The organism is Xanthomonas bonasiae (assembly GCF_017163705.1).
Lineage (GTDB): Bacteria > Pseudomonadota > Gammaproteobacteria > Xanthomonadales > Xanthomonadaceae > Xanthomonas_A > Xanthomonas_A bonasiae.
Genome location: NZ_JAFIWB010000019.1, coordinates 14,471 through 27,975 on the forward strand (window position 1 = coordinate 14,471; position 13,505 = coordinate 27,975).

Consider the following 13,505-nt stretch of genomic DNA (forward strand, 5'->3'; position numbering starts at 1 on the left):
CAAGAGGCCGAACGTTGGAGCGGATCAGGCTCTGATCGACGCATTGGGGTGCTCGGCCACATACGAGTTCAGCAGTGAACCCAGATTGTCCTCGTACTTGTAGAACTCCGCATCCAGCCTGTCCAGCTCCGCCTCGTACTCAGGCGTGTCGGAAAAGGACTCACGTTGCGACCACCTGACCTGGCGATCTCTGGACGGCGTTGAGTTCGGAAACCACGAAACTGCTTTGGACAGAAGGTCGTGGGACTTGCCCGCGCCGATGGTCTGCAAGTGGCCAAGGATCTCGAGGCAATGGTTGCCCAGCGAGTTCGTGAAAAGCTGGTCGAAGCCACCATTGTGGATCTCTCCGTCGAAGCACCACAGCAAGTAGACAAGCCGCGCTTCAGGAGAGAGGCGATCGATATGCTCCGTAACGCCGTCGCCCTTGTCGAAGACTACGCCGAGCGCAGCCTTGAAGACCGCATATGCGGGTTCATCCAGCTCTACTGCATCCGCGAATCGCATGATTTCCATAGACCCAATGTCCGCATTGGCCGCCCGAGGCGGCTTGAATGGACGGGCGGAACCCGTCGGTCAGCTACGGCGCAAAACCGAGCCCCGTCGCCTTCACCCGCACCCGCGCCAAAATCTTGTGCGAGGTCATGTACAGCGTGCGGCCGTCGTCGCCGAAGGCGCAGTTGGCGACGGGGCCGCCGGTTTCGATGCGGCCCAGGCGGCGGCCGTCGGGTGCGAACACCAGCACGCCGCCGGGGCCGGTGGCGAACAGGCGGCCGTCGCTGGCCACGGCGATGCCGTCCGGCAGGCCGGGGTTGGCGTCGCCGACGATGTCGGACGCGTCGGCGAAGAGGCGCTTGCCGGTGACTTCGCCGCGCGCGTCGAGCGTGTACGCGGTCCAGATCGGTCGCGCCGGATCGGAATTGGCCACGTACAGGGTGCGCTCGTCGGGCGACAGGGCGATGCCGTTGGGCAGGCTCAGGCTGTCGTCGAGCAGGTGCACGCTGCCGTCGGTGTCCAGGCGATAGACGCCGTTGAAGCGCAGTTCCTTGACCGGGGAGTTGTCCCCGTCCTTCAGGCCGTACGGCGGGTCGGTGAAGAACACCACGCCGTCGCTGCGCTGGATCAGGTCGTTGGGGCTGTTGAGGCGGTGGCCGTCGTAGGCGCTGGCCAGGATCGTCTTGCGTCGCGTGGCCGGATCGAGCCGGGCCACGGCGCGCGTACCCGAATCGGCGAGCAGCACGCTGCCGGACGGCTCGGCGTGCATGCCGTTGGCGCCAGCCTCGCGCAAGGCGTCCAGCGGCGGGCCGGCGTAGCCGGAGGGCTTGAGGAACACCGACAGGCCGTCGCGCTCGGACCAGCGGTACATGGTGTTCTGCGGAACGTCGTTGAACAGCAGGTAGCCGCCGTCGCGGACCCAGGCCGGGCCTTCCGACCAGGTGAAGCCTTCGGCGATGCGTTCGATGCGCGCGTCCGCCGCCACCGTGTCGCTGAACGCGGGGTCGAACGCGGTGACATGGCCGATCACGGGGAAGCGCGGCGCGGGCGGCTGGCTCTTCGCACAGCAGGCGAGCAACGCCAGCACGGAGGCGGCGAGCAGGACGCGGGTCGGCAATCGCATCGGAGGATTCCTGGGTGGTGTGGGGCGATGATGCCATCTGCCGGGCGCGTGCTCTTCACCTCCGCGCGCCCGCACGGCTGCGTATGCTCGCGGCCACGGTGGCGCGCCCGTGCGGGCTGCAGCGCGCCGACGCGATGGCTACAATCGCCGGCAACATGCCTGGCCGCGGACACGCGCGACAGGCGTTCAAAGGAGAGGCGCACCATGGACTCTGTTTCCCCCGGCGACATCCGCCCACCGCCGCGCGCTGGGCGCCGGCTCGTGCAGCGCGGCGCGACGCTGCTGGCGGCGGCGCTGCTGGCCGCCTGCGCCGGTGCGCAACCCCCACCTTCATCGATTCCCACTACAAAGGAGCGGGCCATGTCGGAGATGACGCCAGAGCAACTGGCACAAGGCGTAGTGCGGCTGATCCTGGCGATCGGCGGCAAGCAGGACCTGACCCCGGCGCAGGTCGCCACGCATGCGGGCCTGCAGGTGGAGGCCGGCGACACCGCGCATGCGTTCAGCGCGTCGGGCCCGGTCGCCGGCGGCGGGCGCTATGCGCTGGAGTCGGTCGCCGATGCCGATGGAGAGCTGCCGTCGCGGCTGGACTTCGCCTTCGCACCGGCATCCGCTGCGCCGGCGCGCTGCACGCAGCCGCTCGGTGCGTACAAGCAGGCGTTGACCGAGGCCGGCTTCGCCGCGCAGTGGATCGCGCCGCCGCGCCCGGGCAGCCCCGGCCGCTGGCATTTCGAACGCGGCGCCGTGGTGGTGTACGCGTTCGTCGGCCACGCTGCCGGCGCGGATGATGCGCAGGCCTGCGTGTCGCTGTTGCAGATCCTGGCCACCGCATAAGGAGATGGGTGATGGCGACCGACGATGACCTGAAGAAGATGGTGGATACGTTCGAGGCGGCGCACGCCAAGGAAGGCCAGGCGCTGCGCAAGATGCTGGACAACACGCCCGAGCTCAAGGCGCGGGTGGAGCAGGCGATCGAGCAGAAGCAGCTGTCCGGGTTCGGGCCGCATCCGCGCGACGGCGGCGGCGCGTACCGGCCGAGTACCGGCGAGATTCTGTTGCCGATGGACGTGCTGCGTACCGCCAAGATGGACGCGCCGCGCGACGATTCGGCCAATACCGCGCGGATCATCCTCGGCCACGAGATCGGCCATGCGATCAACAAGGCGGCGATCGACAAGTCCGATGCCGCGTTCAAGGACAAGATCGACGAGATCGCCAGGTCGCCTTCGCCGCACGACTACACCGCGGCACTGAAGGCGCATGGCGCGGAGGAGCGCACGCGCGAGTCCAAGGACGAGATCGCCGGGATCAACACGCTGGCCGACTACGTCAAGCACAGCAATCCCAAGGCGACGCTGAAGGACCTGTACAACGCCAGCACGGAGATGGCCAACTACATCGACAAGGATGGCGAGGGCGCCAAGGCGACCTACAAGGCCAAGGACGGGCTGACCTTCGGCAACGACCTGAAGATCGACGCGAACGCGCCGAAGAACGTCGAGGCGATGGGCAAGCTGTTCTACGACGCGCGCGGCTATCCGCAGAACTACGGTGCGCGCGACCTGGGCATGGTCGCCGAGGCCGAGGATGCTGCGCAGTTGCGCGATCCCAAGCGTGCGCCGCCGGAAGTGCGCGCCGACCTGAAAGCGTTGGGCATCGACCAAGCCAAGGTGCCGGCGGCGTGGATCCCGAACGGTTTCCGCGATACCGGCGCGACGCCGCCGGCGCCGCGTGCCGGCGCACCTACGGCCGAGCCGACCGGCGCGGACCGCGCGCTGCACGACAAGGTGCGCAGCGGTGTGGCCCAGGCCGAGCAGGCGCTGGGCAAGGGCTGGGACGACAACAGCGAACGCATGACCGCCAGCCTGACCCTGCTGGCCAGGCAGAGCGGTTTCAGCGAGCGCGACCAGCTGTCGGTGGGCTTCAACCGGCCCACCGGCGCGCACCAGGGCGGCGAGCTGGCGTTCGTGTACCGCGACGGCGCCACGGCGTCGCCCGATCCCTACGCCAACCGCGCGCACATGACGACCAGTGAGGCGATCGCGCGGCCGGCGCAGGAGACCTACCAGCAGCTGCAGGAGCAGACCGCGCAGCAGGCGCAGACCCAGCGCACGGTGCAGGCGCAGGAACAGGCCACGCAAGCGCAGGCACAGACCCAGGCCACGTCGCCGCCGGTCCTGACGCGCTGAGCCGCAGCCGTATTGCACGTCGGAGCCGCGCCATCTCTCGCCGCGCGGCGCCAGGCAGGGGCCGCCGCCGTGGCGCGGCCCCTGCGTTCGCCTCATCCGCGACGACAACGGCACCGTGTCGCCGGACGGTCGCTTTCCCTCGCGGTCATGGCCAGAAGGCGTCGGCCGCCTGCACCGCGGGTTGTACGCATAGCCCGCTAGTCACCCTGACTTAATGGCGCTGCCGCGCGACGCCTGCCGCCCTATCGTGCAGCCATGACGAACTAGGGAGGAAGAGGTCATGCGTCTGCGCCGATATGCTGCCGCCCTGCTGGCCGTGTGTCCCTTGCTTGCGTTGGCAACAGAGCCACATCCGACACGGTTGCCCAACGCCAGCGCGCTGGATGCGCAAGTGGCGCGTGCGCTGGCCGCCACGCATGCCAACGGCCTCGCGCTGGCGGTGATCGACCAGGGGCGGGTCGTGCACGTGCGCGCCTATGGCAAGCGCAACGCCGCTGGCGATCCCTTGCAGCCCGACACGGTGATGTATGGCGCATCGCTGACCAAGATGGCGTTCGCCTACATGGTGATGCAACTGGCCGAGCAGGGCGTGCTGGACCTGGATCGCCCGATCGCCGACTACCTGGACAAACCGCTCCCCGACTATCCGGCCGACCCGAAATACGGACCCTGGGCGGACCTCGCCGGCGATCCCCGCTGGCGCATGTTGACCGCGCGCATGCTGCTGACCCACAGCGCCGGCTTCGCCAACTTCGCGTTCGTGGAGCCCGACGGCAAGCTGCGCATCCACTTCGCTCCCGGCAGCCGCTACGCCTATTCCGGCGAAGGCCTGATCCTGCTGCAGTTCGTGCTCGAACGCGGCCTGGGTCTGGACGTGGGTCAGGAAATGCAGCGCCGCGTGTTCGACCGCTTCGGCATGCAGCGCACCAGCATGACCTGGCGGCCGGACTTCGCCGCCAACCTGGCCGATGGATGGACCGCGGACGGCAGCGTGGAGCCGCACGATGAACGCGGCACGGTGCGCGCGGCAGGCTCGATGGACACGACGATCGCCGACATGGCCAAGTTCGCGGCAGGCTATCTCGCGGGCAAGGGGCTTTCGCCGCGGGGCGCGTCGATGCTGACCGCGCCGCAGCTGGCGATCACCACCGCGTCGCAGTTCCCGACGCTGCAGGACGAACTCCCGCCCGAGCGCCGGCGCGCCGACCTCGCCGCGGGCCTGGGCGTAGTGGCGTTCCGCGGAGCGCAAGGCGCCGCGTTCCTGAAAGGCGGGCACAACGACAGCACCGGCAATCTGCTGGTCTGCGCCAGGCGCTACCAGCGCTGCGTGGTCATCCTGTCGAACGACGTGCGCGCCGAGCGCGCGTTCCCGGCCCTGATCGACTTCGCCATGGGCAAGACCGGTGCGCCGTGGACGTGGGAGTACGGCGACATGCAGTTCGTCCGTTGAACGGCGTCTGTCGATCGCCGATCGCAGCCGCGCGCTGTTGGGCGCGCGCTACTGCGCCTGCGCCGGCACCGCCAGCACCGCGTCGAACGCAGGCTTGGGCTTGCGTTCGCGGTCGAACAGCAGCGGATAGTTGCGGCGCCCCGGCACCGGGTAGTCGTTCTTCCACGACATGCCGTCGTCCACGCCCCACACGCTGACCCGCGCCAGCTTGTCGCGCTTGCGCCAGAACAGCCGGAACAGTTCGGCATAGCGGTCGCGCAGCTGCGCCTGCACGTCCGCCGGCAGGCCGTCGCGGTACGGATCGAGGTAGCGCTTGAACTCCGGCAGCTGGAACTGCTTGTGCGCCATCCCGGTGCCGATCACCTGGCCTTCCTTGGTCAGCGGCAGCACGTCCACGTCCAGTTCGGTGATCATCACCTTAACCCCGAGCGCGGCGTAGGCGTCGATCGCCGCCTCGATGTCGTGCTGGCTGGGGTAGTCCAGGCCCCAGTGGCCCTGCATGCCGACGCCGTCGATGCGGATGCCGGCGCGCTGCAGCATCTTCACCATGCGCACGATGCCGTCGCGCTTTTCCGGGCGCCAGGCGTTGAAATCGTTGTAGTACAGCTGCGCATCCGGCGCGTACTGCGCGGCGAAGCGAAACGCCTGCCGCACCAGTTCGTCGCCGTCGCCGACGCGCTCCACCCACTTGGTGTTGCGGTAGCTGCCGTCCTCGTCGATCACCTCGTTGACCACGTCCCAGGCCTGCACCTTGCCGACGTAGCGCCCGGCCACCGCCTGGATGTGCGCGCGCATGCGTTCGATCTGCGCGTCGCGGCCGTTGGGCCTGCCCTGCGCATCGACGAAGAACCAATCCGGGGTCTGGTTGTGCCAGACCAGGGTATGGCCGACCACGAACATGCCGTGGCGGCGGCCGTAGTCGACGAAGGCATCGGCGGCGGCGAAGTCGAAGACGCCCGGGCGCGGATTGACCACTTCGGCCTTCATCGCGTTCTCGGCAGTGATCGCGTTGAACTGCCGCGGCACCAGCGCGGCGGAGGCGGCGTCCTTGCCGGAGACGATGTCGGCGTTGACCGCGGTGCCGATCAGGAACGCGCCGGCATAGGCGTCCTTGAGGCCGCGGCCGTCCGCCGCTGCGTTCGGCGTGCGCGACGCGGCGGCAGGTCGGTCGGCGGCGCCCGCCGTCGCCGTGCCGAGCAGGCAGGCCAACAGCAGGGTCGCGACGCGTGTCTTGCGCAATGCAGGCATGGCGGCGGTCCTTGTTCGAGCGTGGGGGTCGCGTGGAAGCGTGGTACGCGTGCGGCGACGTGCAGGCGGCGCCTGCGTGCCGACGGGCGCGTCGTTCATGGCTGCACCCGCAGTTGCGTGTGCGCGGCCTGCAGCGTGTCCGCTTCGACGTGCAGGGTAATGGTGCCGCTCTCACCCGGCAGGGCGCGCACGATCGCCAGCGCCAGGCCGTTGAACGCATTGCGTGCGGGCGCGGCGAACGACTCCAGGTCGGTGGGATCGCCGTTGTCGGTGGCGACGAGTTCGCCCGGGCCCTCGACGCGGAAGCGCAGCCGGTCCCCGGCGGTGGGCGCGGGAGTGCCGTCGCGGTCGAGCAGGCGCACGGTCACGAAGGCCAGGTCGCGGCCGTCGCTGTGAAGCGTGGTGCGGTCCGGCGTGACCTGCAGCCGCGCGGCCGGGCCGGCGGTGCGCACGCGCTCGCTGGCCCACGGCTTGCCGTCCTTGTAGGCCTGCACGCGCAGTTCGCCCGGCGCGTAGACCACCTCGTCCCAGCGCAGCCGGTACTGCAGCGGCGCCTTCTTCTTGCGTCCCTGCGAGACGCCGTTGACGAACAGTTCGGCCTCGTCGCCGGAGGTGAACACGTGCACCGGTGTGACCTGGCCCTCGCGGCCCGGCCAGGTCCAGTGCGGCAGCAGGTGCGCGATCGGCAGCTCGGGGCGCCAGCGCGCCTGGTACAGCCAGTAGCGGTCCTTGGGAAAGCCGGCCAGGTCGAAGATGCCGGAGTAGGAACTGCGCGAGGAGTAGTACGGGGTCGGTTCGCCCAGATAGTCGAAGCCGGTCCAGACGAATTCGCCGGCGACGAACGGGTGCGTGTCGAGCGAAGCGAACACCTTGTCGGCACTGGCGCCGAAATCCACCGCGTGCAGTTCGTAGGCGCTGACCTGGTGGGCCACCGAATCGCCACCGCGGCCGTCGCGTACCGGCGCGCTGCTCTCAGCGGTGACCGGGAACAGATACACGCCGCGGCTGCTCAGCGCCGAGGCGGTCTCGCTGCTGAAGATCGGTTTGTGTGGGAAGCGCGCATGGAACAGCGGATATTGCGGCGGCTTGCGGATGCGCTCGGTGCCCGCGAACTCCGGCGTGTCGCGAATGCCTTCGCCCTGGTAGTTGAGGCCGATCACGTCCAGCGCCGCGGGCAGCGGCATGTCCGCCGCGGCGTAGTTCATCGCCGCGGTGGCCAGGCGGGTGGGATCTTCTTCGTGCACGATGGCCTGCAGGCGCTGCGCGATCGCCGCGCCGGCCTCGCCGGTGTATTGCTCGCCGACTTCGTTGCCCACGCTCCACAGGATCACCGACGGATGATTGCGGTCGCGGCGCAGCAGCGCGCGCAGGTCCGGTTCGTGCCAATCGCGAAACACCAGGTGGAAATCCAGCGGGGTCTTCTTCATTTCCCAGCTGTCGAACAGTTCGTCGACGACCAGCAGGCCCATGCGGTCGGTCAGTTCCAGCAGTTCCGGTGCCGGCGGGTTGTGGCTCATGCGGATCGCGTTGGCGCCCATCCCCTGCAGCAATTGCAGCTGGCGCTCGGCGGCGCGCAGGTTGAACGCGGCGCCGAGCGCGCCGAGGTCGTGGTGGTTGTTGACGCCGCGGATCGGCACGTGTTCGCCGTTGACCAGCAGGCCGCGGTCCGGATCCCAGCGCAGCGTGCGCACGCCGAACGGGGTTTCGTAGCGATCGACCACGCGGCCGTCCTGCGTCACTTCGGTGACTGCGACGTAGCGGTGCGGCCGTTGCGTCGGCGGCGGACCCCATAACCGTGGCTTGGCGATGCGCGCGCTGCCGTCGAGCGTGGCGCTGGCGCGCGCGGCGATGCAGGTACTGGCCGCGGCGATCCGCGCCACCGCCGCGCCTTGCCGGCGGCCCTCGGCATCGAGCGCATAGATCGCGGTGCTGGTTTGTACCTCTGCTTCCGCGTCGCTGCTGTTGTCCAGCGTCACCGCCACGCGCACCGTCGCCGCCTGCGCCGATACCTGCGGCGTGCTGACCTGCGTGCCCCACTGGCCGACATGCACCGGCGCGGTCTTGCTCAGCCACACGCTGCGGTACAGGCCGCCGCCGGGATACCAGCGCGCCGATTCGGGCGGGTTGTCCAGGCGGATCGCCAGCTGGTTGCTGCCGCCGGGCACCAGGTACGGGGTCAGGTCCACGCGCCAGGAGCTGTAGCCGTACGGCCAGCCGCCGACCAGGCGGCCGTTGAGCCAGACCGTGGCGTAGGACATCGCACCGTCGATGTCGAGGAACACCGCGCGGCCGCGGTCGCTGGCGGGAATGTCCAGGCGCTTGCGGTACCAGCCCACGCCCCAGCTCGGCAGACGGCCCATGCCGCCGTACGGCCCGTCCTTCAGGAACGGCCCGGCGATCGCCCAGTCGTGCGGCAGGTCCACGCGCGTCCACGCGCTGTCGTCGAAGTCGGCGCGCACGAAGGCCACGTCGCTGCCCGGGTCGCCGGGCGGGCGCGGGTGGCGCTGCGCCGGGTCGGCGATGAAGGCGTTGCCGGTGGGCAGGATCCACGGCTTGAGCACTGGCCGCGTGCGCGGCACCACACGTTCGGCGGCGTCGGGCCGGGCATCGGCGACCTTGCCGTCGGCGCTGCGCGCGATGTCCGGGCGCACGTCGTAGTCCAGCGTGTCGCCGACGCCGGGCGCGTCGCCGCGATGGAAGCGCCAATCGGCATCGAGCGACAGCCGCTCGCGCGGGGGCGGCGACTGCGGCGCCGGCGCCGCGTCGACGCGGCCGACGGCAAGCATGGCCAGCACCAGCAACGGTGCGAGCGCGCGTTGCAGCGCGCGCCTGGGCATCGCCACGACGGTGTGCGCACGTTCGCGCGCCGACGCGGCGCCGCAGGTGGCACCCGCTGTCACAGCCTGTAGGCCCGCTTCGGCAACCGATACGCCAGATCCAGCGCGACCTCGGCGGCTTCGTCCTCGTCGAGGCGATGCTCGGCCACAAGTTTGGCCAGGAATGCGCAATCGACGCGGCGGGCGACATCGTGCCGCGCCGGGATCGACAGGAACGCGCGGGTGTCGTCGTTGAAGCCGACCGTGTTGTAGAAACCGGCGCTGGCCAGGGTCTGCTCGCGAAAGCGCCACATGCCTTCCGGCGCGTCGTGGAACCACCACGCCGGGCCGAGCAGCAGCGCCGGATAGTGCCCGGCCAGCGGTGCCAGTTCGCGCGCGTAGGTGCTCTCGTCCAGGGTGAACAGGATCAGGGTGAAGCCCGGTGTGTTGCCGAAGCGGTCCAGCAGCGGCTTGAGTGCGTGCACGTAGTCGGTGCGCAGCGGCAGGTCGGCGCCCTTGTCGCGGCCGTAGCGCGCGAACAGGCGGCGGTTGTGGTTGCGGAAGCAGCCCGGATGCAGTTGCATCACCAGGCCGTCGTCCACGCTCATCGCCGCCATCTCGGTCAGCATCTGCGCGCGGAACAGTTCCGCGTCCGCGGCGCTGGCACCGCCGCCGCGCACCCGCGCGAACAGCCGCGCGGCCTCGGCCGCGGGCAGGTCGGCGGTGGCCGCGCTGGGGTGGCCGTGGTCGGTGGAGGTGGCGCCCATCTGTGCGAAGAACGCACGGCGCTGGCGGTGCGCGCGCAGGTAGCCGTCCCAGGCGTACACGTCCTCGCCGGTCAGCTCGCCGAAACGGTGCAACGCATCGGGGAACTGCTCGTGTTCCGGATCGATCACCGCGTCGGGACGGTAGGCGGTGATCACCCGTCCGCCCCAGCCGCTGGCGCGGATCGTGGCGTGGTGCTGCAGCGGATCCAGCGGCGATTCGGTGGTGGCGATCACCTCGATGCCGAAGCGGTCGAACAGCGCGCGCGGCCGGAACGCCGCGGTCTGCAACGCCTCGCCGATGCGGTCGTAGTACAGGTCGGCGCTGGCCGCGTCCAGGCGCACGCGCAGGCCGAACACCTCGTGGAAGACATGGTTCAACCATAGCGCCGAGGGCGTGCCGCGCAGCAGCTGGAAGCGCTCGGCGAACACGCGCCAGGCCGCGCGCGGATCCACCGCCGCGCGGCTGCCGTCGGCGCGCGGGATGCCCAGCGCGTCCAGGTCCACGCCCTGGCTGTAGAGCATGCGGAACACGTAGTGGTCGGGCACCAGCAGCAGTTCGGTGGCGTTGGCGAACGGCGCATCCTCGGCGAACCAGGCCGGATCGGTGTGTCCGTGCGGGCTGACGATCGGCAGCGCGGCGACCTGCGCGTACAGGCGGCGCGCGATCGCGCGCAGGCCCGGCTCCGGCGGCAGCAGACGGTCGGGATGCAGGGACAGGGCGGGGGAGGACAGGGTCATGGTCGGCAGGCGGGTCGTGGAGGGATGATGGTCGGAAGCAGCGCGCTTGGCGCTACGGCTTGCTCGCCACGTAGCCGCGCAGCCACGCCAGCGCCGGGCGCTCGCTGCCGTCGTCGCGGATCAGGTACGCGCCTTCCTTGTCGCGCCACAGGCCGCGGCGAAAGCCCCACAGGGTCACGCCGCGCACGCTCGGGTGCTCCCAGAACAGCGGGAACACGCGCTGGTAGTCGGCCAGTTGCTGCGCATCGGTGGGCCCGTCCAGGTCGAGTTCGGTGACGTAGATCGGCAGGCCGGTCGCGGCCAGCGTGTCGAGGTTGGCGCGGTGGACCGAGATCGGCACGTCCGCCCGCGTCTCGAAGGCATGTTGCTGCAGGCCGATCGCATCGATCAGGCGCTCGCGCTGCAGCAGCTGGATGACCTGCAGATACTGGCGCGTGGCGTCGGCACTGTTGGTGATGCCGTAGTCGTTGATCATCAGCTTGGCATGGGGGAAATGGCGCCGCGCCAGACGGAACGACTGCAGCACCCAATCCCAGCCGGTGCTGCCGGCGCCGCCCAGCGCCTGCAGGTAGTTGCCGCTGTCGTCTTTCCTGTCGTCGGGCTGATTGTGGCCCGGCAGGGTTTCGTTGGCCACCTCCAGCAGGTCGATGTCCGGATAGCGCTGCGCCACCGCGGCGAACCACTGCTCGATCGCGGCGCGCTGTTCCGTGGGCGGCAGCGTCCGCATCCACAGCGGCTGTTGGCTGCCCCAGATCAGCACGTGCATCTGGAACGGCATGTTGTTGCGCTTGGCCAGGTTATAGGCGTCATCGAGCGCGCTCCAGTCCATGCGTCCGCGCACCGCTTCCACGCTGCCCCATTTGCCGGCGTTCTCGGGCGTGACCTTGTTCCAGTACCGGGTGAAGCCCTGCGCCTGCGATGGGCTGTAGGCGCTGCCCAGGAAGCGCTGCTTGCCGGTGGCCAGCGGCGCGGCGCCCGCTGCGGCGGAAACGGCCAGCAACAGCGACAACAAAAGCGAAGCGATCGTTTTCATCATGGCGTCTCGATGGGGGGGGAGCAGGGATGGAACGCTGTCGGGATGGACGCGGGCACGCCCGCACGTCCGCGCCTCCCGGCCTGCACCAGGCAAGCCCGGTCAGGCATGGTCTTGCAACTGCGCCGGCTGCAGGCGCGGCGCCAGCCACTGCACCAGCGCCAGCGCCAGCAGGTAGGCCGAGCCGGCCATCAGGAACACCGGCACGTAACTGCCGGTGGCCTCGAGCAGGAAGCCGATGAAGGTGGCGATCAGCATGCCGCCGACCGCGCCGGCGAAGCCGCCGATGCCGACCACGGTGGCCACCGCGTGGCGCGGGAACATGTCCGAGGGCAGGGTGAACAGGTTCGCCGACCAGCCCTGGTGCGCGGCGGTGGCCAGGCCGATCAGCCCCACCGCCAGCCACAGGTTGTCGGCGCGCGCGGCGAACACGATCGGCACCACCGCCAGCGCGCAGATCAGCATCGCGGTCTTGCGCGCGCGGTTGACGCTCCAGCCGCGGGCGATGAAGCGCCCGGCGATCCAGCCGCCGGTGATGCTGCCGACGTCGGCGAGCACGAAGATCACGATCAGCGGCGCGCCGAGCTGCAGCAGGCTCAGCCCATACTCGGCATGCAGGAACTTGGGCAGCCAGAACAGGAAGAACCACCAGATCGGATCGGTGACGAACTTCGCCACCACGAACGCCCAGGCCTGGCGGTGGCGCAGCACCTGCGCCCAGCTCAGCCGTTGCACGGGTTCGGGCGGATCGCTGCGGATATGCGCCAGTTCCGCCGCGCTCAGGCGCGGCTGCTGCTCCGGCGCGCGATAGTTCAGCCACCACACCGCCAGCCAGGTGGCGCTGAGCGCGCCGGTGAACAGGAACGCCGACTGCCAGCCCCAGGTGCTGGCGATCACCGGCACCAGCAGGGGGGCGACGATGGCGCCGATGTTGGAGCCGGAATTGAAGATGCCGGTGGCCAGCGCGCGCTCGCGCCGCGGAAACCATTCGGCCACGGTCTTGATCGCCGCCGGGAAGTTGCCCGATTCGCCCAGGCCCAGGAAGAAGCGCGCGATCGCGAAGCCGACGACGCTGGTGGCCAGCGCATGGCTCATCGCCGCCAGGCTCCAGATGCCGATCGCCAGCGCGTAGCCGGCGCGCGTGCCGAAGCGGTCGATCACCGCGCCGCTGCACAGCAGGCCCAGCGCGTAGGCGGCCTGGAACGCGGTGACGATGTAGCCGTATTCGATCTCGTTCCAGCCGATCTGCACCTGCAGGAACGGCGCCAGCACGCCGAGCACCTGGCGGTCGATGTAGTTGATGGTGGTGGCGGCGAGCAGCAGCGCGCAGATGCGCCAGCGCATGCGCCCCAGACGCGAGCCGGCGGCGGTGCCGGCGGTGTCGGTCGCATCGGCGCCGGGCGAGGGCATCATGTCCGCGATACCGGCATGGCGGCCTGGATGCGCGCAGTGCGTCGCGAAGGTCGGCGGCAACATGCGGCGCCGCTTCTATGCAGCTGTCGGATATTGCGATGCAGCACGCAATCTGCGCTGTTCCCAGTTCGGTGCATACGCTTCGATCCCCACAGGGCGCGGCGGTCGCCGCCGTTTGGTAGCGCTATCATTAGCACGCCGCCGCAGGCGATCCATCGTGCACAGCAGCACGAGAC

General features: G+C 69.9%; 10 protein-coding genes. 3 read left to right on the forward strand and 7 right to left on the reverse strand.

Features of this window, described 5'->3' with window-relative positions; translation table 11 throughout:
* Positions 1-24: 24 nt before the first annotated feature.
* The gene (locus JR064_RS15385; RefSeq protein WP_206230316.1) at positions 25-513 is read right to left on the reverse strand and encodes a DMP19 family protein; all 489 of its coding nucleotides are present in this window, start codon (positions 511-513) and stop codon (positions 25-27) included.
* Positions 514-577: 64 nt separating this feature from the next.
* Positions 578-1,615 (reverse strand): SMP-30/gluconolactonase/LRE family protein, encoded by a 1,038-nt coding sequence (locus JR064_RS15390; RefSeq protein ID WP_206230317.1) that lies wholly within the window; start codon positions 1,613-1,615, stop codon positions 578-580.
* A 204-nt stretch (positions 1,616-1,819) separates the two neighbouring features.
* Between JR064_RS15390 and JR064_RS15395 the strand changes: the two genes are divergently transcribed.
* From JR064_RS15395 to JR064_RS15405, 3 genes are all read left to right on the forward strand, one after another.
* Positions 1,820-2,449, forward strand: a complete 630-nt coding sequence (locus tag JR064_RS15395; protein ID WP_206230318.1) for a hypothetical protein — start codon at positions 1,820-1,822, stop codon at positions 2,447-2,449.
* Between the two features lie 11 nt (positions 2,450-2,460).
* Complete coding sequence (locus tag JR064_RS15400) at positions 2,461-3,804, forward strand: XVIPCD domain-containing protein (protein WP_206230319.1); 1,344 nt, start codon at positions 2,461-2,463, stop codon at positions 3,802-3,804.
* 280 nt (positions 3,805-4,084) lie between these two features.
* Entirely contained in the window at positions 4,085-5,254 is a 1,170-nt protein-coding gene (locus JR064_RS15405; protein WP_206230320.1) for a serine hydrolase domain-containing protein, read from the forward strand.
* Between the two features lie 48 nt (positions 5,255-5,302).
* Here JR064_RS15405 and JR064_RS15410 read toward each other — a convergent pair whose 3' ends face one another.
* From JR064_RS15410 to JR064_RS15430, 5 genes are all read right to left on the reverse strand, one after another.
* Positions 5,303-6,502 carry an endo-1,4-beta-xylanase gene (locus JR064_RS15410; protein ID WP_206230321.1) on the reverse strand — a complete coding sequence of 400 codons (1,200 nt, stop codon included), beginning with the start codon at positions 6,500-6,502 and terminating at the stop codon, positions 5,303-5,305.
* A gap of 95 nt (positions 6,503-6,597) precedes the next feature.
* On the reverse strand, positions 6,598-9,288 hold the full coding sequence (gene galB / locus JR064_RS15415) for a beta-galactosidase GalB (RefSeq protein ID WP_241093108.1): 2,691 nt from the start codon (positions 9,286-9,288) through the stop codon (positions 6,598-6,600).
* Positions 9,289-9,398: 110 nt separating this feature from the next.
* On the reverse strand, positions 9,399-10,817 hold the full coding sequence (gene uxaC / locus JR064_RS15420) for a glucuronate isomerase (protein ID WP_206230358.1): 1,419 nt from the start codon (positions 10,815-10,817) through the stop codon (positions 9,399-9,401).
* 58 nt (positions 10,818-10,875) lie between these two features.
* Positions 10,876-11,859 carry an endo-1,4-beta-xylanase gene (locus tag JR064_RS15425; RefSeq protein WP_206230322.1) on the reverse strand — a complete coding sequence of 328 codons (984 nt, stop codon included), beginning with the start codon at positions 11,857-11,859 and terminating at the stop codon, positions 10,876-10,878.
* A 99-nt stretch (positions 11,860-11,958) separates the two neighbouring features.
* The gene (locus JR064_RS15430) at positions 11,959-13,266 is read right to left on the reverse strand and encodes an MFS transporter (protein WP_206230359.1); all 1,308 of its coding nucleotides are present in this window, start codon (positions 13,264-13,266) and stop codon (positions 11,959-11,961) included.
* Between the last annotated feature and the right edge of the window lie 239 nt (positions 13,267-13,505).

Bases quoted from the DNA above. Each gene is read 5' to 3' on its own strand.
- JR064_RS15385 (WP_206230316.1), bottom strand. From the start codon at position 513: ATGGAAATCATGCGATTCGCGGATGCAGTAGAGCTGGATGAACCCGCA.
- JR064_RS15425 (WP_206230322.1), bottom strand. From the start codon at position 11,859: ATGATGAAAACGATCGCTTCGCTTTTGTTGTCGCTGTTGCTGGCCGTT.
- JR064_RS15400 (WP_206230319.1), top strand. From the start codon at position 2,461: ATGGCGACCGACGATGACCTGAAGAAGATGGTGGATACGTTCGAGGCG.
- JR064_RS15430 (WP_206230359.1), bottom strand. From the start codon at position 13,266: ATGCCCTCGCCCGGCGCCGATGCGACCGACACCGCCGGCACCGCCGCC.
- JR064_RS15390 (WP_206230317.1), bottom strand. From the start codon at position 1,615: ATGCGATTGCCGACCCGCGTCCTGCTCGCCGCCTCCGTGCTGGCGTTG.
- galB (WP_241093108.1), bottom strand. From the start codon at position 9,288: ATGCTTGCCGTCGGCCGCGTCGACGCGGCGCCGGCGCCGCAGTCGCCG.
- JR064_RS15395 (WP_206230318.1), top strand. From the start codon at position 1,820: ATGGACTCTGTTTCCCCCGGCGACATCCGCCCACCGCCGCGCGCTGGG.
- JR064_RS15405 (WP_206230320.1), top strand. From the start codon at position 4,085: ATGCGTCTGCGCCGATATGCTGCCGCCCTGCTGGCCGTGTGTCCCTTG.
- JR064_RS15410 (WP_206230321.1), bottom strand. From the start codon at position 6,502: ATGCCTGCATTGCGCAAGACACGCGTCGCGACCCTGCTGTTGGCCTGC.